Origin of the sequence: Pseudomonas sp. HS-18 (assembly GCF_020401845.1) — a bacterium.
Lineage (GTDB): Bacteria > Pseudomonadota > Gammaproteobacteria > Pseudomonadales > Pseudomonadaceae > Pseudomonas > Pseudomonas nitroreducens.
This window is the reverse complement of sequence record NZ_CP084413.1, coordinates 4,649,004-4,672,168: the sequence shown is the minus strand read 5'-3', so window position 1 is coordinate 4,672,168 and position 23,165 is coordinate 4,649,004. Positions and strand designations below refer to the sequence as shown.

21 protein-coding genes and 4 tRNA genes are annotated in these 23,165 nt (G+C 63.7%); 20 read left to right on the top strand and 5 right to left on the bottom strand.

Features of this window, described 5'->3' with window-relative positions:
• The first annotated feature begins 4 nt into the window (after nt 1–4).
• Genes LDJ84_RS21720 through argR form a run of 3 tightly spaced genes read left to right on the top strand, consistent with a single transcriptional unit; the run spans nt 5 to nt 2,920 of the window.
• Nucleotides 5–1,117, top strand: coding sequence for a succinylglutamate desuccinylase/aspartoacylase family protein (locus LDJ84_RS21720; RefSeq protein ID WP_226045397.1), 1,113 nt, complete (start codon nt 5–7; stop codon nt 1,115–1,117).
• Nucleotides 1,118–1,134: 17 nt separating this feature from the next.
• Complete coding sequence (gene aotP / locus LDJ84_RS21715) at nt 1,135–1,899, top strand: arginine/ornithine transport ATP-binding protein AotP (RefSeq protein ID WP_024766334.1); 765 nt, start codon at nt 1,135–1,137, stop codon at nt 1,897–1,899.
• Nucleotides 1,900–1,936: 37 nt separating this feature from the next.
• Nucleotides 1,937–2,920: a transcriptional regulator ArgR gene (argR, locus tag LDJ84_RS21710; protein WP_038803320.1), complete on the top strand. Its 984-nt coding sequence runs from the start codon at nt 1,937–1,939 to the stop codon at nt 2,918–2,920.
• A gap of 93 nt (nt 2,921–3,013) precedes the next feature.
• Here argR and LDJ84_RS21705 read toward each other — a convergent pair whose 3' ends face one another.
• A complete protein-coding gene (locus tag LDJ84_RS21705) occupies nt 3,014–3,241 on the bottom strand; it encodes a hypothetical protein (protein WP_226045396.1) in 228 nt (75 codons plus the stop codon).
• 433 nt (nt 3,242–3,674) lie between these two features.
• On the opposite strand from LDJ84_RS21705, the gene LDJ84_RS21700 reads away from it, so the two are divergent.
• From LDJ84_RS21700 to LDJ84_RS21635, 14 genes are all read left to right on the top strand, one after another.
• Nucleotides 3,675–4,895 (top strand): aspartate aminotransferase family protein, encoded by a 1,221-nt coding sequence (locus LDJ84_RS21700; protein WP_045210109.1) that lies wholly within the window; start codon nt 3,675–3,677, stop codon nt 4,893–4,895.
• Nucleotides 4,896–5,047: 152 nt separating this feature from the next.
• Nucleotides 5,048–6,064: an arginine/ornithine succinyltransferase subunit alpha gene (aruF, locus tag LDJ84_RS21695; RefSeq protein WP_170858281.1), complete on the top strand. Its 1,017-nt coding sequence runs from the start codon at nt 5,048–5,050 to the stop codon at nt 6,062–6,064.
• An 11-nt stretch (nt 6,065–6,075) separates the two neighbouring features.
• Complete coding sequence (gene astA / locus LDJ84_RS21690; protein WP_170858282.1) at nt 6,076–7,095, top strand: arginine N-succinyltransferase; 1,020 nt, start codon at nt 6,076–6,078, stop codon at nt 7,093–7,095.
• A gap of 25 nt (nt 7,096–7,120) precedes the next feature.
• Nucleotides 7,121–8,587: a succinylglutamate-semialdehyde dehydrogenase gene (gene astD, locus LDJ84_RS21685; protein WP_139092958.1), complete on the top strand. Its 1,467-nt coding sequence runs from the start codon at nt 7,121–7,123 to the stop codon at nt 8,585–8,587.
• Nucleotides 8,587–9,933 (top strand): N-succinylarginine dihydrolase, encoded by a 1,347-nt coding sequence (astB, locus tag LDJ84_RS21680; protein WP_226045395.1) that lies wholly within the window; start codon nt 8,587–8,589, stop codon nt 9,931–9,933. Before astD ends, astB begins: the two co-directional genes overlap by 1 nt.
• Before the next feature lie 9 nt (nt 9,934–9,942).
• Nucleotides 9,943–10,224 carry a GTPase gene (locus tag LDJ84_RS21675; protein ID WP_024766339.1) on the top strand — a complete coding sequence of 94 codons (282 nt, stop codon included), beginning with the start codon at nt 9,943–9,945 and terminating at the stop codon, nt 10,222–10,224.
• Nucleotides 10,225–10,274: 50 nt separating this feature from the next.
• Nucleotides 10,275–11,267, top strand: a complete 993-nt coding sequence (gene astE, locus LDJ84_RS21670; protein ID WP_024766340.1) for a succinylglutamate desuccinylase — start codon at nt 10,275–10,277, stop codon at nt 11,265–11,267.
• A gap of 92 nt (nt 11,268–11,359) precedes the next feature.
• Entirely contained in the window at nt 11,360–12,364 is a 1,005-nt protein-coding gene (gene ltaE, locus LDJ84_RS21665; RefSeq protein ID WP_024766341.1) for a low-specificity L-threonine aldolase, read from the top strand.
• Between the two features lie 121 nt (nt 12,365–12,485).
• On the top strand, nt 12,486–15,110 hold the full coding sequence (gene alaS / locus LDJ84_RS21660; protein WP_065327873.1) for an alanine--tRNA ligase: 2,625 nt from the start codon (nt 12,486–12,488) through the stop codon (nt 15,108–15,110).
• 101 nt (nt 15,111–15,211) lie between these two features.
• Nucleotides 15,212–16,447, top strand: a complete 1,236-nt coding sequence (locus tag LDJ84_RS21655; RefSeq protein WP_037011532.1) for an aspartate kinase — start codon at nt 15,212–15,214, stop codon at nt 16,445–16,447.
• A gap of 186 nt (nt 16,448–16,633) precedes the next feature.
• Nucleotides 16,634–16,819: a carbon storage regulator CsrA gene (gene csrA, locus LDJ84_RS21650; RefSeq protein WP_003085981.1), complete on the top strand. Its 186-nt coding sequence runs from the start codon at nt 16,634–16,636 to the stop codon at nt 16,817–16,819.
• A gap of 60 nt (nt 16,820–16,879) precedes the next feature.
• Nucleotides 16,880–16,970, top strand: a tRNA-Ser gene (locus LDJ84_RS21645).
• Between the two features lie 109 nt (nt 16,971–17,079).
• Nucleotides 17,080–17,156, top strand: a tRNA-Arg gene (locus LDJ84_RS21640).
• A 98-nt stretch (nt 17,157–17,254) separates the two neighbouring features.
• Nucleotides 17,255–17,331 (top strand) — tRNA-Arg (locus LDJ84_RS21635).
• Nucleotides 17,332–17,399: 68 nt separating this feature from the next.
• Here LDJ84_RS21635 and bamE read toward each other — a convergent pair.
• Nucleotides 17,400–17,924 (bottom strand): outer membrane protein assembly factor BamE, encoded by a 525-nt coding sequence (gene bamE / locus LDJ84_RS21630; RefSeq protein ID WP_065327872.1) that lies wholly within the window; start codon nt 17,922–17,924, stop codon nt 17,400–17,402.
• A 321-nt stretch (nt 17,925–18,245) separates the two neighbouring features.
• Here bamE and mgtE point away from each other — a divergent pair, with 321 nt between their 5' ends.
• Nucleotides 18,246–19,688 (top strand): magnesium transporter, encoded by a 1,443-nt coding sequence (gene mgtE, locus LDJ84_RS21625; RefSeq protein WP_038803637.1) that lies wholly within the window; start codon nt 18,246–18,248, stop codon nt 19,686–19,688.
• A 129-nt stretch (nt 19,689–19,817) separates the two neighbouring features.
• Here mgtE and amrZ read toward each other — a convergent pair whose 3' ends face one another.
• Nucleotides 19,818–20,150, bottom strand: coding sequence for a transcriptional regulator AmrZ (amrZ, locus tag LDJ84_RS21620; protein ID WP_024764908.1), 333 nt, complete (start codon nt 20,148–20,150; stop codon nt 19,818–19,820).
• Between the two features lie 513 nt (nt 20,151–20,663).
• Between amrZ and phnN the strand changes: the two genes are divergently transcribed.
• Nucleotides 20,664–21,200, top strand: a complete 537-nt coding sequence (gene phnN, locus LDJ84_RS21615) for a phosphonate metabolism protein/1,5-bisphosphokinase (PRPP-forming) PhnN (RefSeq protein ID WP_263987022.1) — start codon at nt 20,664–20,666, stop codon at nt 21,198–21,200.
• A gap of 2 nt (nt 21,201–21,202) precedes the next feature.
• Here phnN and LDJ84_RS21610 read toward each other — a convergent pair whose 3' ends face one another.
• Nucleotides 21,203–21,679 (bottom strand): GNAT family N-acetyltransferase, encoded by a 477-nt coding sequence (locus LDJ84_RS21610; RefSeq protein WP_054907252.1) that lies wholly within the window; start codon nt 21,677–21,679, stop codon nt 21,203–21,205.
• A 92-nt stretch (nt 21,680–21,771) separates the two neighbouring features.
• Here LDJ84_RS21610 and LDJ84_RS21605 point away from each other — a divergent pair.
• Nucleotides 21,772–21,848 (top strand) — tRNA-Arg (locus tag LDJ84_RS21605).
• Between the two features lie 207 nt (nt 21,849–22,055).
• Here the strand turns inward: LDJ84_RS21605 and LDJ84_RS21600 are convergent.
• Nucleotides 22,056–23,162 carry an acyltransferase family protein gene (locus LDJ84_RS21600; protein ID WP_226045394.1) on the bottom strand — a complete coding sequence of 369 codons (1,107 nt, stop codon included), beginning with the start codon at nt 23,160–23,162 and terminating at the stop codon, nt 22,056–22,058.
• Nucleotides 23,163–23,165 lie beyond the last annotated feature (3 nt).

Genomic DNA, 23,165 nt, shown 5'->3' with positions numbered 1-23,165 from the left:
GACCGTGGAACGTATCGATCATCTGCTGCCGTGGAGCAGCCTGGGCAGCGAACGTCGCCTGAGCGTGTTCCGCTACGGCAAGGGCCCGCGCAAGGTCTATATCCAGTCCAGCCTGCACGCCGACGAGTTGCCGGGCATGCGCACCGCCTGGGAGCTCAAGCAGCGCCTGGCCGACCTCGAGTCGCGCGGGCAACTGAACTGCGTTGTCGAACTGGTGCCGGTGGCCAACCCCATCGGCCTGGGTCAGACCCTCCAGGCCAGCCACCTGGGCCGTTTCGAGTTCGCCAGCGGGAAGAACTTCAACCGCGATTTCGTCGAGCTGAGCGCTCTGGTTGCCGAGCGTGTCGGCGAAAAGCTGGGCGCTGACGAAGCCGCCAACGTCGAGCTGATCCGCCAGGCCATGCGCGACGGCCTCGACGCGCTGCCGCCGGCCTCGTCCGAGCTGCAGGGCATGCAGCGCATCCTGCTGCGCCACGCCTGTGATGCCGAGGTCGTACTCGACCTGCACTGCGACTTCGATGCCGCCATCCATGTCTACGCGATCCCGCAACACTGGCCGCGCTGGAAGTCCCTGGCCGCGCGCCTGAAGGCTGGCGTGGCGCTGCTCGCCGAAGACTCCGGCGGCAGCTCCTTCGATGAATCCTGCTCGCTGCCCTGGCTGCGCCTGGCGCAGGCATTCCCGCAGGCAGCGATTCCGCTGGCGTGCCTGGCGACCACCGTCGAGCTGGGCGGCGTAGGCGATACCCGCGTCGACCAGGCGCAGGACAATTGCGAAGCCATCCTCGGCTTCCTGGCCGAGCAGGGCCTGATCGCCGGCGACTGGCCGGCGGCCCCGGCCGAGTGCTGCGAAGGCATGCCCTTCGAAGGTACCGAATACCTCTACGCGCCCCACGTCGGTGTCGTGAGCTTCCTGCGCAAGGCGGGGGAGTGGGTGGAGAAGGGCGACGCGCTGTTCGAAGTGGTCGACCCGCTGAACGACAAGGTCAGCACCGTACGCGCCGGGACCTCCGGCGTGCTGTTCGCCATCGAGCGTGGGCGCTACGCCCAGCCAGGGCTTTGGCTGGCCAAGGTGGCCGGGCGTGAGCCGTTCCGCAAGGGCCGGCTGATCAACGACTGAATTCGAGAACCGACACCATGTACAAACTTGAAATCCAGGACCTGCACAAGCGCTACGGCACCCATGAGGTGCTCAAGGGCGTCTCCATGGCGGCCAAGGCAGGCGACGTGATCAGCATCATCGGCTCCTCCGGCTCGGGCAAGAGCACCTTCCTGCGCTGCATCAACCTGCTGGAGCAGCCCCACGCCGGCAAGATCCTGCTCAACGGCGAAGAGCTCAAGCTCACCCCGAACAAGGACGGTGCGCTCAAGGCCGCCGACGCCAAGCAGCTGCAGCGCATGCGCTCGCGCCTGTCGATGGTGTTCCAGCACTTCAACCTGTGGTCGCACATGAGCGCCCTGGAGAACGTCATCGAAGCGCCGGTCCATGTGCTCGGCGTGTCGAAGAAAGAGGCGCTGGAGAAGGCCGAGCACTACCTGGCGAAAGTCGGCGTGGCGCACCGCAAGGATGCCTATCCCGCACACATGTCCGGCGGCGAGCAGCAGCGCGTGGCGATTGCCCGTGCCCTTGCGGTCGAGCCGGAAGTGATGCTGTTCGACGAGCCGACCTCGGCGCTCGACCCCGAGCTGGTTGGCGAAGTGCTGAAGGTCATGCAGGACCTGGCGCAGGAAGGCCGCACCATGGTGGTGGTGACCCATGAAATGGGCTTCGCCCGCGAGGTCTCCAACCAGCTGGTGTTCCTGCACAAGGGCCTGGTGGAAGAGACGGGCTGCCCGAGGGAAGTCCTCGCCAATCCGCAATCGGAACGGCTCAAGCAGTTCCTTTCCGGCAGCTTGAAGTAAGCTGTCTGTCATTCGCACCGTTGGGTGAACCTGCCGCATGACCGCACAACGCATCGGATTCCTGCTCTGGCCGCACACGCGGGCGCTGACCCTCGCGCTGGCCGAGGAGGCCCTGCGGGTCGCCCGCCGGCTGCACCCTGAAGCGCTCTACGAACCAGTGTTCATGAGTGCCGAACCGGTGGCCGAAGCGGACGGCTGGCGCCTGCCGGGGCAGTCCTGGAACGGTGTGCTGGAACAGTGCCAGCGTATTTTCCTGGTCGCTGACGAGATTCCCCAGACGGTCTCCGCGCCGCTGGGCGCCGTGCTCAAGCAGCTGTCGCGCAGTGGCGTGAGCATCGGCGCGCTGTCCGCCGGCATCTACCCGCTGGCGCAGCTCGGGCTGCTCGATGGTTACCGCGCCGCCGTGCACTGGCGCTGGCACGACGACTTCACCGAGCGTTACCCGAAGGTCATCGCCACCAACCACCTGTTCGAGTGGGATCGCGACCGCCTGAGCGCCTGCGGCGGCATGGCGGTGCTCGACCTGCTGCTGGCCGTGCTGTCCCGCGACCACGGTGCGGAACTGGCGGGCGCGGTTTCCGAAGAGCTGGTGGTGGAGCGCATCCGCGAAGGCTCCGAGCGCCAGCGTATCCCGCTGAAGAACCGCCTCGGCTCCAGCCACCCGAAGCTCACCCAGGCGGTGCTGCTGATGGAGGCGAACATCGAGGAGCCGCTAACTACCGACGAGATCGCCCAGCACGTGTGCGTCTCGCGCCGCCAGCTGGAGCGCATCTTCAAGCAGTACCTGACCCGCGTGCCCAGCCAGTACTACCTGGAGCTGCGCCTGAACCGTGCGCGGCAGATGCTCATGCAGACCAGCAAGTCGATCATCCAGATCGGCTTGTCCTGCGGCTTCTCCAGCGGCCCGCACTTCTCCAGCGCCTACCGCAACTTCTTCGGCGTGACCCCGCGCGAAGACCGCAACCAGCGCCGCGGCCAGGGCGCCGCCGAAGCCGCTCCGGTGGTCGCCGAGCGAGGCTGACTTTCTTACGCCTGTAGGGCGAGTAACCTGGAACAGGTTATCCCCCGTTCTTGGCACGGCGGATAACGCTGGCGCGTCATGCGCCCTACAGACCTACGGTAGGAAATCGCCCAATTCTGCCCGTGCCGTGGGGATGAGGGCTTCGAGGACTTCCAGCGGAACATCTTGCTGAAACAGGTTCACGACGTATCGTTTGTTTTCGTCGTCCCGGAATATTTCCAGAATCGGCACATTGTTGATGCAGCACTCCAGTCCCAGCCCGTCTCGTGGGTTTATGTCGGAGGCGAATTGAATCCTGTATTCGATTCCATTGATCAGCATGGTTCTTCCATCCATTGGTAGTGAGCGCTAACGCCGTGGGGCAGATAGCCTGGGGTAGGTTAGCTGCCGTTCGCTGCGCGGTTTATAGCTGTTATGCGCTTTTTATGTAGGAGCGAGCTTGCTCGCGAACCGTCCGACGCCGATGTGGCCGGTAAGAGCGTTCGCGAGCAAGCTCGCTCCTACAGTGAATACCCTCCTGCCTTATTCCTTTTCCCTCCGTTCGCCGAGCGAACAAATTCCACGTTGGTTTGTACCCGCAGCACGCCGCAGGCCTTACACTGCGCCTTCCCGACGCTTTCTGTCGCATTTCCGTAAGCCTCGGCAATTCGCGGGTTGGCGCTATAACAAGTTGTCGCATGGCGGCAATGCCGGCCCGCTGATCGTCCCTACAATCCATTCATCGATAGCCGCCTTACCAGGCAGGAGAACACCGATGTCCGCTCCGCAAGCTCAGGTCCAACGCTCCGACTTCGACCAGGTCATGGTTCCCAACTATTCGCCGGCTGCCTTCATTCCGGTGCGTGGCGAAGGCTCGCGAGTCTGGGATCAGAGCGGCCGAGAGCTGGTGGACTTCGCGGGCGGTATCGCGGTGAGCTCGCTGGGTCACACCCACCCGGCGCTGATGCAGGCGCTGACCGAGCAGGCTGGCAAGATCTGGCACGTCTCCAACGTGTTCACCAACGAGCCGGCCCTGCGCCTGGCCAAGAAGCTGATCGACGCCACCTTCGCCGAGCGCGTGTTCTTCGCCAACTCCGGCGCCGAGGCCAACGAGGCCGCGCTGAAACTGGCACGCCGCTATGCCCATGACGTATATGGCCCCGAGAAGTACGAGATCATCTCGATGGTCAACAGCTTCCATGGGCGCACCCTGTTCACCGTCAACGTCGGCGGCCAGGCCAAGTATTCCGACGGTTTCGGCCCGAAGGTCGAAGGCATCACCCACATTCCGTTCAACGACCTGGAAGCCCTCAAGGCAGCCATCTCCGACAAGACCTGCGCCGTGATCATCGAGCCGGTGCAGGGCGAGAGCGGCGTGCTGCCGGCCGACAAGGCGTACCTGGAAGGCGTGCGCAAGCTGTGCGACGAGAACAACGCGCTGCTGATCTTCGATGAAGTGCAGAGCGGCTTCGGTCGTATCGGCTACCTCTACGCCCACCAGTACTACGGCGTGAACCCGGACATCCTCTCCAGCGCCAAGGGCCTGGGCGGCGGCTTCCCGATCGGCGCCATGCTGACCACCGCGAAGATCGCCGAGCACCTAGTCGTCGGCACCCACGGCACCACCTACGGCGGCAACCCGCTGGCGTGTGCGGTCGCTGGCGCCGCCTTCGACGTGATCAACACCCCGGAAGTGCTCGAAGGCGTGAAAGCCAAGCACGAACGCTTCAAGGTCCGCCTGGAGAAGATCGCCGCCGAGTACGGCATCTTCACCCAGGTGCGCGGCATGGGCATGCTGATCGGCGCGGTGCTCAACGACGCCTTCAAGGGCAAGGCCAAGGACGTGCTCAACGCCGCCGAGAAGGAAGGCGTGATGGTCCTGCAGGCCGGCCCGGACGTGGTGCGTTTCGCGCCCAGCCTGGTGATCCCGGACGCCGACATCGACGAAGGCCTGGATCGCCTCGAGCGCGCCATCGCCAAGCTGACCCGCGGCTGATCCCCCGGCTACGCTGAAGCGGCGGGGCACGCGCCTCGCCGCCTGACCGGCCGGGTCGTCCCGGCTGGTGCTTTCGAATGCCCTGATGAGTGCGGCACGGGTTGTGTCGCGCCTGCCAATCACGAATTTTGTCTGGTTAGAGGAGTGACGCCATGCTGGTGATGCGCCCCGCCCAAGTGGCCGACCTGCAGCAAGTGCAGCGTCTCGCCGCGGACAGCCCGGTCGGCGTCACGTCGCTGCCGGACGACGCGGAACGCCTGCGCGAGAAGATCCTTGCCTCGGAGGCCTCGTTCGCCGCCGAAGTGAGCTTCAACGGTGAAGAGAGCTATTTCTTCGTGCTCGAGGACACCGACACCGGCCGCCTGGTCGGCTGCTCGGCCATCGTCGCCTCGGCCGGTTTCTCCGAACCGTTCTACAGCTTCCGCAACGAGACCTTCGTGCACGCCTCCCGCGAGCTGAAGATCCACAACAAGATCCACGTCCTCTCGCTGTGCCACGACCTCACCGGCAACAGCCTGCTGACCAGCTTCTACGTCGAGCGCGAACTGGTGAACACGCCGATCGCCGAGCTCAACTCCCGTGGCCGCCTGCTGTTCATGGCCAGCCACCCGGAGCGCTTCGCCGACGCGGTGGTGGTGGAGATCGTCGGCTACAGCGACGAGCAGGGCCAGTCGCCGTTCTGGAACGCCATCGGGCGCAACTTCTTCGACCTCGACTACACCGAGGCCGAGAAGCTCTCGGGGCTGAAGAGCCGCACCTTCCTCGCCGAACTGATGCCGCATTACCCGATCTACGTGCCGCTGCTGCCGGATGACGCGCAGGAGGCCATGGGCCAGGTGCATCCGCGCGCGCAGATCACCTTCGACATCCTGATGCGCGACGGCTTCGAATCCGACAACTACGTCGACATCTTCGACGGCGGCCCGGCGCTGCACGCGCGCACCTCGGGCGTCCGTTCCATCGCCCAGAGTCGCCAGGTGCCGGTGCGCATCGGCGAGGGCGGCAAGGGCAATCGCGGTTACCTGGTGACCAACGGCCAGTTGCAGGATTTCCGCGCCATCGTCGTCGAACTCGACTGGGTACCGGGCAAGCCCGTGACTCTGAACCAGCAAGCCGCCGAAGCCCTGGGCATCGGCGAGGGCGCCAGCGTGCGCCTGGTTGCGATCTGAGGGGAGAGAGCATGATCGTCCGTCCCGTAACCAGCGCCGACCTGCCGGCTCTTTTCGATCTGGCGCGCAGCACCGGCACCGGCCTGACCACACTGCCGGCCAATGAACAGCGTCTGCAGCACCGCGTGAACTGGGCCGAAAAAGCCTTCCGCGGTGAGGCCGAGCGCGCCGATGCCGACTACCTGTTCGTCCTCGAAAACGATGACGGCAAGGTGGTGGGGATTTCCGCCGTCGCCGGTGCTGTCGGCCTGCGCGAGCCCTGGTACAACTACCGCGTCGGCCTGACCGTCAGCGCTTCGCAAGAGCTGGGTATCCACCGCGAAATTCCCACGCTGTTTCTAGCCAACGACCTCACCGGCCAGTCCGAGCTGTGCTCGCTGTTCCTGCATGCCGACCACCGCGCCGGCCTGAACGGTCGTCTGCTGTCCAAGGCGCGCTTCCTGTTCATCGCCGAGTTCCGCGAGCTGTTCGGCGACAAGGTGATTGCCGAGATGCGCGGCATGTCCGACGCGACTGGCCGTTCGCCGTTCTGGGAAAGCCTGGGCCGGCACTTCTTCAAGATGGAGTTCAGCCAGGCCGATTACCTGACCGGCGTGGGCAACAAGGCCTTCATCGCCGAGCTGATGCCCAAGTTCCCGCTCTACAGCTGCTTCCTCTCCGAGGATGCGCGTGAAGTGATCGGCCGTGTCCACCCGGACACCGAGCCGGCGCTGGCCATGCTCAAGGCCGAGGGCTTCAGCTACCAGGGCTACGTCGACATCTTCGATGCCGGCCCCGCCATCGAGGCGCCGACTGAGAAGATCCGCGCCATCGCCGACAGCCAGAACCTGGTGCTGGCCATCGGCACGCCGGGCGATGACGCCGAGCCCTTCCTGATCCACAACCGCAAGCGCGAGGAGTGTCGCATCACCGCCGCGCCCGCGCGCCTGGCCGCCGGTTCGCTGGTGGTCGATGCGCAGACTGCCAAGCGCCTGCGCCTGTCCGCCGGGGCCTCGGTCCGCGCGGTGCCTCTCTCCGGAAAACGCAACTGACGCCGCCTGGCGTCAGGGGAGCCTGATGATGAATACCCACTACATTGCCGGCCAGTGGCTGGCAGGCGAAGGCGAGCCGCTGGAATCGCTCTGCCCGGTCAGCCAGGCCGTTGTCTGGTCCGGCCGTGCCGCCTCCGAGCAGCAGGTCGCCGCTGCTGTCGCTGCCGCACGCAACGCCTTCCCGGCCTGGGCGCGCCGCCCGGTGGAAGAGCGCATCGCCGTGCTGGAGCGCTTCGCTGCTGCGCTGAAAGGCCGTTCCGAGGAACTGGCCCGCGCCATCGGCGAGGAAACCGGCAAGCCGTTGTGGGAAGCTGCCACCGAAGTGACCAGCATGGTCAACAAGGTCGCCATCTCGGTCCAGGCCTTCCGTGAGCGCACCGGCGAGAAAAGCGGCCCGCTGGCCGACGCGACCGCCGTGCTGCGCCACAAGCCGCACGGCGTGGTTGCCGTATTCGGCCCGTACAACTTCCCCGGCCACCTGCCCAACGGCCATATCGTGCCGGCGCTGCTGGCAGGCAACGCCGTGGTGTTCAAGCCCAGTGAGTTGACTCCGAAAGTGGCCGAGCTGACCCTGCAGGCCTGGGTCGAGGCGGGCATTCCCGCAGGCGTGATCAACCTGGTCCAGGGCGCCCGCGATACCGGCGTGGCGCTGGCAAGCAACGACGACATCGACGGCCTGTTCTTCACCGGCTCCAGCCGCACCGGCAACCTGCTGCACAGCCAGTTCGGCGGTCGCCCGCAGAAGATCCTCGCGCTGGAGATGGGCGGCAACAACCCGCTGGTGGTCGACGAAGTGAAGGACGTCGACGCCGCCGTCTACACCATCATCCAGTCCGCCTTCATTTCCGCCGGCCAGCGCTGCACCTGTGCCCGCCGCCTGCTGGTGCCGCAGGGGGCCTGGGGCGACGCGCTGCTGGAGCGCCTGGTCGCCGTGGCCTCGACCATCAAGGTCGGCCGCTTCGACGAGCAGCCGGCGCCCTTCATGGGTTCGGTGATTTCCCTTGCCGCCGCCGAGCATCTGATCAAGGCCCAGGACAATCTGCTGGCCAAGGGCGCCAAGCCGCTGCTGGCGATGACCCAGCCGCTGGCTACCGCCGCGCTGCTGACCCCCGGCATCCTCGATGTGACTGCCGTGGCCGAGCGCCCGGACGAGGAGTTCTTCGGCCCGCTGCTGCAGGTGATCCGCTACGCCGACTTCGACGCCGCCGTGCGCGAAGCCAACGCCACCCAGTACGGTCTGGCTGCCGGCTTGCTGTCGGACTCGCGCGAGCGCTACGAGGACTTCCTCATCGAGAGTCGCGCCGGCATCGTCAACTGGAACAAACAGCTGACCGGCGCGGCCAGCAGCGCGCCATTCGGCGGCATCGGCGCCTCCGGTAACCACCGCCCGAGCGCCTACTACGCAGCCGACTACTGCGCGTACCCGGTCGCCTCGCTGGAGAGCGACAGCCTGAGCCTGCCTGCAACCCTGACTCCGGGAGTGAGCCTGTGATGACCGCCTATGAAATGAACTTTGACGGTCTGGTCGGACCGACGCACAACTACGGCGGCCTGTCCTACGGCAACGTCGCTTCGCAGAGCAACAGCCAGGCGGCGTCCAACCCGCGCGAAGCGGCGAAACAGGGCCTGTCGAAAATGAAGGCGCTGATGGAGCTGGGCTTTAAGCAGGGCGTGTTCGCCCCGCAGGAACGTCCGGCTGTCGCCTCGATGCGCGCCCTGGGCTTCTCCGGCACTGACGCCGAAGTCATCGCCAGGGCTGCCAAGGAGGCCATGCCGCTGCTGGCCGCGGTCAGCTCGGCGTCCTGCATGTGGACCGCAAACGCCGCCACCGTCAGCCCCAGTGCCGACACCGCCGATGGCCGCGTGCACTTCACTGCGGCCAACCTGAACTGCAAGTTCCATCGTTCCATCGAGCATCCGCAGACCAGCCGCATCCTCGCGGCGATGTTCAACGACGAGCAGCGCTTCGCCCACCACGCCGCGTTGCCGGCGGTCGCCCAGTTCGGCGACGAGGGCGCGGCCAACCACACGCGCTTCTGCAAGTCCTACGGCGAAGCCGGGGTGGAGTTCTTCGTGTTCGGCCGCAGCGCCTTCGACAGCCGCTTCCCGGCGCCGCAACGCTACCCGGCGCGGCAGACCCTGGAAGCCTGCCAGGCGGTGGCCCGCCTGCATGGCCTGAGCGACGACGGCGTGGTGTACGCCCAGCAGAACCCGGCAGTGATCGACCAGGGCGTGTTCCATAACGATGTGATTGCCGTGGGCAACGGCGAAGTGCTGTTCCACCACGAAGACGCCTTCCTCGACACCGAGCGCGTCCTCGCCGAACTGCACGACAAGCTGGGCCGCCGTGGCGGCCGCTTCCGCGCCGTGTGCGTGCCGCGCGACCAGGTCACGGTCGAGGACGCGGTGAAGTCCTACCTGTTCAACAGCCAGCTGCTCACCCGCGCCGACGGCAACATGTTGCTGATCGTCCCGGAGGAGTGCCGCAAGAACGAGCGCGTGTGGAACTACCTGTCGCGCCTGACGGCCGAGGACGGCCCGATCCGCGAGGTGAAGGTGTTCGACCTCAAGCAGAGCATGCAGAACGGCGGCGGCCCCGCTTGCCTGCGCCTGCGCGTGGCGCTGAACGACACCGAACTGGCGGCGGTCAATCCCGGCGTGATCATGACCCCGACCCTGCACGACACCCTGGTCACCTGGGTCGACAAGCACTACCGCGATCGCCTGGCCGAGTCTGATCTGGCCGACCCGCAACTGCTGGTCGAGTGCCGGACGGCGTTGGATGAATTGAGCCAGATCCTTAAACTGGGCTCGGTTTATCCCTTCCAGCAGATCTGAGTAACTGACATGACCGAAAGCCTCCCGCTGATTCTCGAAGACAACCAGGGCGAACGCCGCGAGACCCACACCGCGCGCCTGGCCATCCGCCTGGAAGGGCGCGAGCTGTGGCTGGAAGCCGACGGCAAGGGCGGCCTGGTGATCTACGCCGACTCCCATGAGGACGATGCCGAGATCCCGCTGCTGGTGGTGCGCCCGCAGGCGGTGAACCAGTTGGGCCTGAGCCTGGAGCTGGAAGCCGCCGAAGTCCACGAACATGGTCCAGACTGTGGATGTGACCACCACCACTGACCGCGGAGTCCACGGCCGGCCAGGCCGCAGGACATGATGGAGGCGTCCGCATGCTAGCCCTGGGCAAACTGCTCGAACTGACCCTCGCCGGCCGTGAGCCGACGGAAAAGATTCAGCTCACCGCAGACGGCACCCGTTTGCACTGGCTGGCCGAAGGCGCCCTTGAAATTACTCCGCCGGTGGCGCGGGACAATGGCCGCGACCTGCTGCTCTCGGCCGGTATCCATGGCAACGAGACCGCGCCCATCGAGCTGCTCGACCGCCTGGTGCACCGCATCGCCCGCGGCGAGCTGAAGCCGTCGGCGCGAGTGCTGTTCCTGCTCGGCAACCCCGAGGCCATGCGCCGTGGCGAGCGCTACCTAGAACAGGACATCAACCGCCTGTTCTGCGGTCGCCATGAAGAGGGCAGCGGCAACGAGGCCTTGCGCGCAGCCGAGCTCGAGCGCCTGGCCGCCGCGTTCTTCGCCCGCGAAGGCCGCCCGCGCCTGCACTACGACCTGCACACCGCGATCCGCGGCTCGAAGATCGAGCAGTTCGCGCTCTACCCCTGGGCCAGCGGCCGCGAACATTCCCGCGAGGAGCTGGCGCGCCTGCGCAGCGCCGGCATCGACGCCGTGCTGTTGCAGAGCAAACCGGGCATCACCTTCAGCGCCTACACCTACAGCCACCTGGGCGCCGAGGCCTTTACCCTGGAGCTGGGCAAGGCGCGGCCGTTCGGGCAGAACCAGGCGGTGAACCTGGATCGCCTGGAAGCTATGCTCGAAGCCGTGATCAGCGGCCAGGAGGCAGACGGTGCGCAGATCGACGGCCTGCAGCTGTTCGCCGTTTCCCGCGAAGTGATCAAGCACAGCGACCACTTCCGCCTGCACCTGGACGACGCGGTGGACAACTTCACCGAGCTGGACCATGGCTTCCTGTTGGCCGAGGACATCGGCGGAACGCGCTGGATCGTGGAAGAGCAGGGTGCACGAATCATCTTCCCCAATCCGCGGGTGAAGAACGGCCTGCGCGCCGGCATCCTGGTCGTTCCCACCGAGCTCTGATCTCCCCGGCGCGCGCCCATCGCGCGCCTTGTTTCCCCACTGGCGAGCGCTTAGCATCGGCTCTTTGTGCCTGATGCCCGAGGAGCCTTGCCATGTCCATCATCGACCTTCGCAGCGACACCGTGACCCTGCCCACCGCCGGCATGCGCGAGGCGATGGCACGGGCCGAGCTGGGCGATGACGTCTACGGCGAAGACCCGACGGTCAATCGCCTGGAAGCGACCCTGGCCGAGCGCCTGGGATTCGCTGCCGCGCTGTTCGTCCCCACCGGCACCATGAGCAACCTGCTCGGCCTGATGGCCCATTGCGGCCGCGGCGACGAATACATCGTCGGCCAGCAAGCGCACACCTATAAATATGAAGGTGGCGGCGCCGCCGTGCTGGGCTCGATCCAGCCGCAGCCCATCGATGGCGAAGCCGATGGTTCGCTGGATCTGACCAAGGTCGAGGCAGCGATCAAGCAGGACGATTTCCACTTCGCCCGCACCCGCCTGCTGGCGCTGGAAAACACCATGCAGGGCAAGGTCCTGCCGCTGACCTACCTGGCGGCTGCGCGCGAAATGACCCGCCGTCGCGGCCTGGCGCTGCACCTCGACGGCGCGCGCCTGTACAACGCGGCGGTGAAGCTGGGCGTGGACGCCCGTGAGATCACCCGCCACTTCGACTCCGTTTCGGTCTGCCTGTCCAAGGGCCTGGGTGCGCCGGTGGGCTCGGTGCTCTGCGGCGATGCCGAGCTGATCGGCCGCGCGCGCCGCCTGCGCAAGATGGTCGGTGGTGGCATGCGCCAGGCCGGCGGCCTGGCAGCGGCTGCGATTTACGCGCTGGACCATCAGGTCGAGCGCCTGGCCGATGACCATGCCAATGCCGAAGCGCTGGGCCGTGGCCTCGCTGAGCTGGGCTACAGCATCGAGCCGGTACAGACCAACATGGTCTACGTTGGCATCGGCGAGCAGGCCGGCGTGCTGGGCGAGCACCTGGCCGAGCGCGGCATCCGCGTCAGCCCGGCGGCGCGCCTGCGCCTGGTCACCCACCTCGATGTGAAAAGCACCGATATCCCGCGTATCGTCGAAGCTTTTGCCGCCTTTCGTCGTTCCTGACAGAAATTATTGCGCGATAGGGGTTAACTATCGCGCAAAGACACTACAACCTTGATGCGGGGCCGATATAATGCGGCCCTTTGCCGGCGATTCGTGGCCGCATTTTTCCGTGGAAGAACCTATGAAAAGCGCTGAAATCCGTGAAGCCTTCCTCCGCTTCTTCGAAGAGAAGGGGCACACCCGCGTAGCGTCCAGTTCGCTGATCCCCGCGAATGACCCGACCCTGCTGTTCACCAACGCAGGCATGAACCAGTTCAAGGACTGCTTCCTGGGCCTGGAAAAGCGCGCCTACACCCGCGCCACCACCAGCCAGAAGTGCGTGCGTGCCGGCGGCAAGCACAACGACCTGGAAAACGTCGGCTACACCGCGCGCCACCACACCTTCTTCGAAATGCTGGGCAACTTCAGCTTCGGCGACTATTTCAAGCGCGATGCCATTACCTATGCCTGGGAATTCCTCACCTCGGACAAGTGGCTGAACCTGCCCAAGGACAAGCTCTGGGTCACCGTCTACGCCACCGATGACGAGGCCTACGATATCTGGACCAAGGAAGTCGGCATTCCGGCCGAGCGCATGGTCCGTATCGGCGACAACAAGGGCGCGCCATACGCCTCCGACAACTTCTGGGCGATGGGCGACACCGGTCCGTGCGGCCCCTGCACCGAGATCTTCTTCGACCACGGCGCCGACATCTGGGGCGGCCCGCCCGGCTCGCCGGAAGAAGATGGCGACCGCTACATCGAGATCTGGAACAACGTCTTCATGCAGTTCAACCGCACCGCGGACGGCGTCATGCACGCGCTGCCGGCGCCGAGCGTGGACACTGGCATGGGCCTGGAACGCATCAGCGCCGTGCTGCAGCACGTCCACTCGAACTACGAGATCGACCTGTTCCAGAGCCTGCTGAAGGCGTCGGCCGACGCCATCGGCTGCGCCAACGACGACGCCCCGTCGCTGAAAGTGGTGGCCGACCACATCCGTTCCTGCGGCTTCCTGATCGCCGACGGCGTACTGCCGTCCAACGAAGGCCGTGGCTATGTGCTGCGCCGCATCATCCGTCGCGCCTGCCGCCACGGTAACAAGCTGGGCGCCAAGGGCACCTTCTTCCACAAGATCGTGGCCGCGCTGGTCGGCGAGATGGGCGAAGCCTTCCCCGAGCTCAAGCAGCAGCAGGCGCACATCGAGCGCGTGCTGAAGACCGAGGAAGAACAGTTCGCCAAGACTCTGGAGCAGGGCCTGAAGATCCTCGAGCAGGACCTGTCCGAGCTCAAGGGCAGCGTCATCCCCGGTAACGTGGTGTTCAAGCTGTACGACACTTACGGCTTCCCGGTGGACCTGACCAACGACATCGCCCGCGAGCGCAGCCTGACCCTCGACGAGGAAGGCTTCGAGCGCGAGATGGAGGCCCAGCGCGAGCGTGCCCGCTCCGCCAGCGCCTTCGGCATGGACTACAACAGCCTGGTGAAAGTCGACGGCGACACCCGCTTCCTCGGCTACCAGGGCGTTTCCGGTGCCGGCCAGATCATCGCCCTGTTCAAGGACGGCAAGGCCGTCGAGCAACTGAACGAAGGCGAGGAGGGCGTCGTCGTCCTCGACCAGACCCCGTTCTACGCCGAGTCCGGCGGCCAGGTCGGTGACAGCGGCTACCTGCAGGGTGCCGGCGTGCGCTTCGACGTGCGCGACACCACCAAGGCCGGCGGCGCGCACCTGCACCACGGTGTGGTTGCCCAGGGCAGCCTGAGCGTTGGCGCGGCTGTCAAAGCCGAAGTCGACGCCTCCGTGCGCCAGGCCACTGCGCTGAATCACTCCGCTACCCACCTGCTGCACGCCGCGCTGCGCCAGGTGCTGGGCGATCACGTCCAGCAGAAAGGCTCGCTGGTCGACAGCCAGCGCCTGCGCTTCGACTTCAGCCACTTCGAGGCGATCAAGCCCGAGCAGCTGAAACAGCTGGAAGACATCGTCAACACCGAGATCCGCAAGAACTCCGAGGTGGAGACCGAAGAGACCGACATCGAATCCGCCAAGAACAAGGGCGCCATGGCGCTGTTCGGCGAGAAGTACGGTGATCAGGTGCGCGTGCTGAGCATGGGTGGCAGCTTCTCCGTCGAACTGTGCGGCGGCACCCACGTGTCCCGTACCGGCGACATCGGCCTGTTCAAGATCACCAGCGAAGGCGGTGTGGCCTCCGGCGTGCGCCGTATCGAAGCGGTCACCGGCGCTGCTGCGCTGGCTTACCTGAATGGCGCCGAAGAGCAACTCAAGGAAGCGGCCGGCCTGGTCAAGGGCAGCCGCGACAACCTGCTGGACAAGCTGTCCGGCCTGATCGAGCGCAACCGTCAGCTGGAAAAGGAGCTGGAGCAGCTCAAGGCCAAGGCCGCCAGCGCAGCCGGTGACGACCTGGCGGGTTCCGCCGTGGACGTCGGTGGCGTGAAGGTGCTGTCCTCGCGTCTCGACGGCCTCGATGGCAAGGCGCTGCTGGCGCTGGTCGACCAACTGAAGAACAAGCTGGGCAGCGGTGTGATCCTGCTGGGCGGCGTGTTCGAAGAGAAGGTCGTACTGGTCGCCGGCGTGACCCAGGACCTGACCGCCAAGCTCAAGGCTGGCGATCTGATGAAGCAGGCCGCTGCGGCCGTGGGCGGGAAGGGCGGTGGTCGCCCGGACATGGCCCAGGGCGGTGGCGTGGATGCCGGCAAGCTGGACGAAGCGCTGGCGCTGGCAGTGACATTTGTCGAACAGGGCCTCTAAAGGCCCTGAAATACGGGGCCCGCAGCGCGTCCGGCGGGCCTTGGCAGCATGCGGTGATGCATGTTTAATGGGCGCCCTTCAGGAATCAGGCGGCTTTTGAAATGGCTTTGATCGTACAGAAGTTTGGAGGGACCTCCGTCGGCACCGTCGAGAGAATCGAGCAGGTAGCCGAGAAGGTGAAGAAATTCCGTGAAGCGGGCGACGACATCGTCGTAGTGGTGTCCGCCATGAGCGGCGAGACCAACCGCCTGATTGGTCTGGCCAAACAGATCATGGATCAGCCGATCCCGCGCGAGCTGGACGTCATGGTCTCCACCGGCGAGCAGGTGACCATCGCCCTGCTGAGCATGGCGCTGATGAAGCGTGGCGTGCCGGCGGTGTCCTACACCGGTAACCAGGTTCGTATCCTGACCGACAGTTCCCACACCAAGGCGCGTATCCTGAGCATCGACGATGCGAACATTCGCGCAGATCTGAAGGCTGGCCGCGTGGTCGTGGTCGCCGGCTTCCAGGGTGTGGACGAGCACGGCAATATCACCACCCTCGGCCGTGGCGGTTCCGACACCACGGGCGTGGCCCTGGCGGCGGCGCTGAAGGCCGATGAGTGCCAGATCTACACCGACGTCGATGGCGTCTACACCACCGACCCGCGCGTCGTGCCGCAGGCCCGCCGCCTGGACAAGATCACCTTCGAAGAGATGCTGGAAATGGCCAGCCTCGGTTCCAAGGTGCTGCAGATCCGTTCGGTGGAATTCGCCGGCAAGTACAACGTCCCGCTGCGCGTGCTGCACAGCTTCCAGGAGGGTCCGGGCACCCTCATTACCCTTGATGAAGAGGAATCCATGGAACAGCCGATCATCTCCGGCATCGCCTTCAACCGCGACGAAGCCAAGCTGACCATCCGTGGCGTACCGGATACCCCCGGCGTTGCTTTCAAGATTCTCGGCCCGATCAGTGCCGCCAATGTAGAAGTCGACATGATCGTGCAGAATGTCGCGCACGATAACACCACCGACTTCACCTTCACCGTGCACCGCAACGACTACCAGGCCGCTCTGGAAATCCTCAAGCAGACCGCCGCCAGCATCGGTGCGCGCGAAGCCACCGGCGACACCAACATCGCCAAGGTTTCCATCGTCGGCGTCGGCATGCGTTCCCACGCCGGTGTGGCCAGCCGCATGTTCGAAGCCCTGGCCAAGGAGACCATTAATATCCAGATGATCTCCACCTCGGAAATCAAGGTTTCCGTGGTCATCGAAGAGAAGTACCTCGAGTTGGCGGTCCGTGCCCTGCACACCGCTTTCGAACTCGACGCCCCGGCCCGACAGGGCGAGTAAGGCGAGAACTACCGAAAGGCGCGGCTACCCCGCGCCTTTTGTCGTTTTTGACTGTCTGACAGGAACTTTCTTTCCGGCAGGACTGGTCAATACTTGGGTGAAGGATTCGTGCACTTGATCTATACGAATCTGCCACCATTTCTTTTTTTGCAGACTGCTTATCCCGTAACACGTAAGGAGAAAGGAATGCTGATTCTGACTCGCCGGGTCGGAGAGACCCTGATGGTCGGTGATGACGTCACCGTGACTGTACTGGGCGTCAAAGGAAATCAGGTGCGTATCGGTGTGAATGCGCCGAAGGAAGTTGCTGTGCACCGTGAGGAAATCTACCAGCGCATCCAGAAAGAGAAAGACCAAGAACCAAACCATTAATTTTTCTAAAATTTTTCTTTGCAAACGGGGAAAACATGGATATCATGCGCCCCGTGTTGCGGAGAGGTGGCCGAGTGGCCGAAGGCGCTCCCCTGCTAAGGGAGTACACCTCAAAAGGGTGTCGGGGGTTCGAATCCCCCCCTCTCCGCCATTGCATCCTCTGGTGCGATGGTTTGTCAGGTAACGTAAGTTACTGAAAAGATTGAAAAATCTTGTTGACGAATCAGAAAAATCGCTCTAGAATTTGCGCCCTCATCAGCGCACTCATAGCTCAGCTGGATAGAGTACTCGGCTACGAACCGAGCGGTCGGAGGTTCGAATCCTCCTGAGTGCGCCATATACGAGGCAACGCGAAAGCGGGGCTTCAGTGGCGAAAGGGCTGAAAGGCCATTAGCTGCAACCAGTTGGTGAATCTGGTTAAACTTTACCAACGACGCACTCATAGCTCAGCTGGATAGAGTACTCGGCTACGAACCGAGCGGTCGGAGGTTCGAATCCTCCTGAGTGCGCCATATACCGGAAGGGCCTGCAGAAATGCAGGCCCTTTTTCTTTGCTCTCGAAAAAGTCTTCGCAGCGTGCTCAGCGCTTTGCCTTGCCCGTCACGCAGCCGTCCTCGTCGAATGTCACGGTACGCGCGCCGTGCCTCTTGTTCGCGTCATAGTGATAGCGCAGCGTCTCGTTGTGCTGGCTGACCTTATCCGGCTTTCCGAACGCGCTCTCGACGTCGCTGCGGGTCATGCCTGTCTTGATCCTGCCTTCGATGATCGCCTTGCGCCGCGCGCTGCCAGTAACGCGGTTGCCGCAACCGTTCTGCTGCTCTCCCACGATAACCAGTGAGTGATCTTCGAGTTCCCCGCCTTTGCCCTTGCTGCGTGCAGGAGCCTTCTGTGGTGCCGGCGCCTTTACCGCGGCCATGGGAACTGGCTCGCCCGAGCCGGGTGTTTGATTACTGGCTTCCTGGATTTCCTGCTGCCGTTCGGTTGGGCAGCCATACTGACTGAACAGCACGCTGCCATCGGCTGCGGTGCAGCGGAACACAGAGGCCGCTTGGCTGGTCGGTACTTGTGAAATCAGGAGCAAATAGAGCAGGGCAGACAGGCGCATGGTTCCTCCATGATGGCGGGCCTGCCTGCAGACTAGGAGTGGAATTTGTCAGTCGGAGCCGGGTGTCCTGTGGGAGCTTTCGGGCGTCGAACCGGGCAGTGATTCGGCAGTGAACTTTCACCTGCAAGCGATTGTTCTAGCCGCCATTTTGTAACGCGCAATACACCCCGGAGTGTTATCATTTCCCGCATCTGCCCTCGATGGGCGCATGGGACACCACCATGGACTTACCCAGTAGTTACTCAGAACCCCGATTGCGTAAACACGACCTGATGTATTGATCCCCTCTGGCCCGTTCTGCCACTGGGGGTGGAGCGTGCTATGACCGAAGTAGAAGCCAAGAAGCCGCAGGAAAGCCTGCAGGACCGCCTCAACCAGGTGGTCGACCTGCTGCACAAGCACAAGCTGGTGGAAGACCTGACGCACCGTCAGGAAGGCCAGCATCAAGACCTCGTCGAAAACCTCGTGCACCGCCAGAACCTTGCCGAATTGCAGCGCAAGATGGACGAGTTGCACCCGGCCGACATCGCGCACATCCTCGAATCGCTGCCGCTGGATGACCGTCTGACGGTCTGGCAACTGGTCAAGGCCGAGCGCGACGGCGACATCCTCCTCGAAGTATCCGACTCCGTGCGGGAAACCCTGATCGCCGACATGGACGATCACGAGATTCTCGCCGCGGCTCGGGACATGGACGCCGACGAACTCGCCGACCTTGCGCCGGAATTGCCGCGCGATGTGGTCCACGAGCTGATGGAAACCCTCGATGCGCAGCAGCGCGAGCGCGTGCGCTCGGCACTGTCCTACGAGGAAGACCAGGTCGGCGCGCTGATGGACTTCGAGATGGTCACCATCCGCGACGATGTCAGCCTGGAAGTGGTATTGCGCTACCTGCGCCGCCTGAAGGAGCTGCCGGGCCATACCGACAAGCTCTTCGTGGTCGATTATGACGGCGTGCTCAAGGGCGTGCTGCCGATCAAGCGCCTGCTGGTGAACGATCCGGACAAGGACGTGGCGGAAGTCATGGCCACCGACCCTGTGACTTTCAGCCCTGATGAGGACGGCTATGACGCCGCCCAGGCGTTCGAGCGTTACGACCTGATTTCCGCCCCCGTGGTGGACAAGAACGGCAAGCTCATCGGCCGTCTGACCATCGACGAGATGGTCGACCTGATCCGTGAGGAAAGCGAAAGCGAAGTCCTGAACATGGCCGGTCTGCGTGAAGAGGAAGATATCTTCGCCTCGGTCTGGAAGTCGGTCGGTAACCGCTGGGCCTGGCTGGCCACCAATCTGGTCACCGCCTTCATCGCCTCGCGGGTGATCGGCCTCTTCGAAGGCTCAATCGAGAAGCTGGTGGCACTCGCGGCGCTGATGCCCATCGTGGCCGGCATCGGCGGCAACTCGGGCAACCAGACCATCACCATGATCGTCCGCGCCATGGCTCTGGACCAGATCCAGACCAGCAGCGCCAACCGCCTGCTGCGCAAGGAGCTGGGCGTAGCGTTGGTGAACGGCCTGGTGTGGGGTGGGGTGATCGGCCTGGTCGCCTTCTACCTCTACGGCAACTGGGAGCTGGGCGCCGTCATGACCGGCGCCATGACGCTGAACCTGTTGCTTGCTGCATTGATGGGGGTGCTGATTCCGATGACGCTGCTGCGCCTGGGGCGCGATCCCGCGATGGGCTCCAGCGTGATGATTACCGCCATGACCGACAGCGGCGGCTTCTTCATCTTCCTCGGGTTGGCCACGCTGTTCCTGATGTAGTGCCCGCCCCGCCGAAAAGGCCGCCCGCGAGGCGGCTTTTTTGTGTCCGTCATGCGGATTTGGAGGGCACGAAAGCACGGGCATGAAAAAGCCGGCTCAAGGCCGGCTGTTTCGGTTATCGCGAACGAATCAGGCTTCGTTCTGCGCCATCTCGGCATCGTGCGCGATGAGGGCGATCAAAGCGTTCTGCTGACGATGGGTCAGCTGGCGGAAACGCTGCAGCAGTTCGCGTTCGTGCAGGCTGAGTTCCGGGCTGTCCAGGCGGATGCCCAGGTTGTCCTGCAGGGCACCTTCCTGCAGCAGGCTCTGTTCGAGACGCGCGATGATCTCGGAGTTCATGCTGCGGTGGTGGCTGCGGGCGACGTCGGCGATACGCTCACGCATGCCTTCGGGCAGGCGTACGACGAATTTGTCAGCGGTACGGCTGGAGTAGGTGGGGGTTGCCTGTTTCAATGGGCGCATACTTTAAACCTGTAAGTCAGGGAGGCCGATGCCATGGGTCAGCGTTCGTTCAGGCCCTTTGACAGCGATTTCCAATGGCCGTTCAGCGCGTCGTCAAAGCTTTTGTGAAAATATCCAATAACTTGACGTCAAACCTTCGGCATATTGTGTCTTGGGTGAAGGCTAAATGCCAGCACCAATCGTCCGAAATGAGACCGCCTAGGCAGACCCTTCTTTAGATGGGAGTTAAGGGGAAAGCTGGCGATGTGCCCATATCCGTCAGCGTAGTCGATATGTCGTCCGTGGCTGCCTGCCGTTGGGCGGCCCGATACTCCCGCTTCGACGCAGGCTTTCATGATGGCACAGCGCCCGGCGGCGAGTCAGCGGATGCCCGCTTCAGGGGGCTTTCATCACGAGTTTCACTGGTATCCCACAAGGCTCGGCGTATTATCCGGCCCGCGGATCAGAATTGAAGTAGCGCCGAGCCGCCGGTGCACCGAGAGTCTTATGAGCCCAGGTAGACTGATTTTCCTGATGGGCCCTTCGGGATCCGGCAAGGACAGCGTATTGCAGGCTGCCAGCGTTCCCCTGGCCGCAATGGATTGCCGGATCGTCCGGCGCGTCATCACGCGTTCCGCGGAAGCGCGTGGCGAGGAAGCGCTTTCGGTGAGCGTCGAGGAGTTCAGCCGCCTGGAGCGTTCCGGTGCTTTCGCCATGAGCTGGCGTGCCAATGGCCTGCACTACGGAATTCCCCGCGAGATCGATGACTGGCTTGCCGCCGGTCACGACGTGCTGGTCAATGGTTCACGCAAATACCTGCCCGAAGCCCGCCGTCGCTATCCACAGCTGATCGCGGTGCTGCTGAAGGTCGACACCGGTGTGCTGCGCCAGCGCCTGCTCAAGCGTGGGCGGGAGACGCCGACGGAAATCGAGGAGCGCCTGGCGCGCAATGCGCACTTCGCCGATGGCCTGCCGGGCCCGCTGGTGGAGTTGGACAACTCGGTGTCCCTGGAGGTGACGGTCGGCCATCTGCTGGACCTGCTCGCCCCGCCGGATGCCCAGGCCAGCTGAGGTCAGTCCAGGCTCAGCGACAGGCTGACACCGTGGGGCGCAAAGCCCATCGCTGCGTAGAAGCGGTGTGCCATTTCCCGGTCCTGGTGGCTGGAGAGCGCCAGCTTGTAGCACTTCCAGTCCCGCGCCCACTCCACGGCTCGGCCGATCAGCGCCTGGCCGATACCCTGGCCGCGCGCACGGCTGTCCACCACCATGTCTTCGAGAATTGCCGAGCGGGCGAAGCCATGGGCGATGTGTTCGATCAGGTGCAGGGTGCAGGTGCCCAGCAAGGCTCCATCACGCTCGGCGATGAGTGTCACTCGTGACGGTAGCTGGTTGCCCAGGGCCAGCGCGAGCAGCGCGGTGTCGGGCAGCGGGTCGCGGGTTCCCAGTTGCTGCAGTAGCGGAGCGAGGGCCGCAGCGTCCTCGACCGTGGCGACGCGTACATCGAAGGTGGCGAAGGGGGAGTCGGGCAGGGCGCCGTCTACTGAGGTCATGGTGATTCTCCGGCTGACGGCAAAATTATGGACCGCGCCGGTGGCGGTGGCATGACAAATCGCTTGTCGGTGGTTAACATGCCGACCCGATTGTCCCGGTAGCTCAATTGGATAGAGCGTCCCCCTCCTAAGGGGAAGGTTGGAGGTTCGACCCCTCTCCGGGACACCATTCAGATCGGCAGCGATTCTGTCATCCGCTAAGTACCTACGCAGCGAGCATGCCCGAGCGTCCTGCTCATCTCGCTGCGGTATGTATCGCCAGATAAGAGAGTGATCTCTAATCGCTGAGCGAATGCCGCCTGGCATCTGCAAGCTCGGCCAGCGGCACCCACGCAGCTTGGGTTTCCAGCAAACTGGTGGTGTGCCCAATCGCACTCTACTGCGCTACGTGTGTACGGCTGTTCTCGCTGAATTTCTTGTCGCGTAGTCTGAGTATTTTGGCTTCGAAGAACTTGTAGACCAAGGCTGAGACTAGGAAGGTGAGGAATATGAATGCCAAAAATAGGGCGATGCAGGACAGGCCATCTGTCGCCGGAACTTTGAATTTCATTAGCAACATCAGGACTGGCAGATTGGCCAGATAGGCGGAATAAGACCATCTGGATATCCTTTCGGTGACGAAGGAAATATCCCATCGTGTTTTACTGGCCATCCCCAGCAAGATGAATCCCACTCCCCCGAGCGATGCCATTGTGAAAATGCTCGAACGTATCGCATAGCTTTCATTCAGGCTGTTGTCTGGCCAAGAGGCTACGTAGCCGCATGCGAGAAACAGAACGGAAAGCCCCACTGCCAGCCGGAAAACCGCTGCCTGCTCCTTATAGCGTTTCATGAGAAGTGCCGCGAGTACGCCGAACATAATCGAGTCGAGTCGGAAGAAGGTGATCTTTCTCAGGCCTTCGTCCATTGTCGGATTGTTCAGGAATAGCGCAAGAAGCCGTAGTGACGTACTGGCGAGTATTACCAATACGGCAGTTCTCAGCATCGCCTTTTCTGCCGTGGCCCCGAAATACATGAAGACTGCGATCAGCAACGGGCTCAACAAATAAAATATTTCCTCGACAGCCAGGCTCCATGCCTCACCGAAAAAGGGTGGATGCTGCCAGGCCAGACTTTGGGTGAAAGTGAGGTAATAGAAAATGTTGGGTAGTTCGGCAGGGCGAATCGAATGCGCCAATGCAATGTTGATGATGAGAAAAAGCAGGTAGTTCGGTAGTGTTCTCAGCCATCGCCGCGTCCAGAATAGAGGTACCCAGGATGCGGCAGAGCGAGACTCTTCGGCCGAGCGCAGAATGATACCGCCTATCAGGAATCCAGATAGCACGAAGAATAGTTCAACACCGAGAAAGCCCCCGAACTTGAAGTTCTGAGCGGCAGGAAACGCAGGCGTGAGAAAATGCCGGCCATGCGACAATAGCACCAGGGAAATTGCCAGGCTGCGGCAGATATCCAGCCATTGGTTTCTTGTCGAAGCTGCTGCCATCTT

Excerpts from the sequence above, each read along its gene's own strand:
- astA (WP_170858282.1), top strand. The coding sequence starts at position 6,076 with ATGATCGTCCGTCCCGTAACCAGCGCCGACCTGCCGGCTCTTTTCGAT.
- ltaE (WP_024766341.1), top strand. The coding sequence starts at position 11,360 with ATGTCCATCATCGACCTTCGCAGCGACACCGTGACCCTGCCCACCGCC.
- LDJ84_RS21610 (WP_054907252.1), bottom strand. The coding sequence starts at position 21,679 with ATGACCTCAGTAGACGGCGCCCTGCCCGACTCCCCCTTCGCCACCTTC.
- bamE (WP_065327872.1), bottom strand. The coding sequence starts at position 17,924 with ATGCGCCTGTCTGCCCTGCTCTATTTGCTCCTGATTTCACAAGTACCG.
- astE (WP_024766340.1), top strand. The coding sequence starts at position 10,275 with ATGCTAGCCCTGGGCAAACTGCTCGAACTGACCCTCGCCGGCCGTGAG.
- astD (WP_139092958.1), top strand. The coding sequence starts at position 7,121 with ATGATGAATACCCACTACATTGCCGGCCAGTGGCTGGCAGGCGAAGGC.
- phnN (WP_263987022.1), top strand. The coding sequence starts at position 20,664 with ATGGGCCCTTCGGGATCCGGCAAGGACAGCGTATTGCAGGCTGCCAGC.
- LDJ84_RS21700 (WP_045210109.1), top strand. The coding sequence starts at position 3,675 with ATGTCCGCTCCGCAAGCTCAGGTCCAACGCTCCGACTTCGACCAGGTC.
- csrA (WP_003085981.1), top strand. The coding sequence starts at position 16,634 with ATGCTGATTCTGACTCGCCGGGTCGGAGAGACCCTGATGGTCGGTGAT.
- argR (WP_038803320.1), top strand. The coding sequence starts at position 1,937 with ATGACCGCACAACGCATCGGATTCCTGCTCTGGCCGCACACGCGGGCG.
- aotP (WP_024766334.1), top strand. The coding sequence starts at position 1,135 with ATGTACAAACTTGAAATCCAGGACCTGCACAAGCGCTACGGCACCCAT.
- aruF (WP_170858281.1), top strand. The coding sequence starts at position 5,048 with ATGCTGGTGATGCGCCCCGCCCAAGTGGCCGACCTGCAGCAAGTGCAG.
- astB (WP_226045395.1), top strand. The coding sequence starts at position 8,587 with ATGACCGCCTATGAAATGAACTTTGACGGTCTGGTCGGACCGACGCAC.
- LDJ84_RS21675 (WP_024766339.1), top strand. The coding sequence starts at position 9,943 with ATGACCGAAAGCCTCCCGCTGATTCTCGAAGACAACCAGGGCGAACGC.
- amrZ (WP_024764908.1), bottom strand. The coding sequence starts at position 20,150 with ATGCGCCCATTGAAACAGGCAACCCCCACCTACTCCAGCCGTACCGCT.
- alaS (WP_065327873.1), top strand. The coding sequence starts at position 12,486 with ATGAAAAGCGCTGAAATCCGTGAAGCCTTCCTCCGCTTCTTCGAAGAG.
- LDJ84_RS21655 (WP_037011532.1), top strand. The coding sequence starts at position 15,212 with ATGGCTTTGATCGTACAGAAGTTTGGAGGGACCTCCGTCGGCACCGTC.
- LDJ84_RS21600 (WP_226045394.1), bottom strand. The coding sequence starts at position 23,162 with ATGGCAGCAGCTTCGACAAGAAACCAATGGCTGGATATCTGCCGCAGC.
- LDJ84_RS21705 (WP_226045396.1), bottom strand. The coding sequence starts at position 3,241 with ATGCTGATCAATGGAATCGAATACAGGATTCAATTCGCCTCCGACATA.
- mgtE (WP_038803637.1), top strand. The coding sequence starts at position 18,246 with ATGACCGAAGTAGAAGCCAAGAAGCCGCAGGAAAGCCTGCAGGACCGC.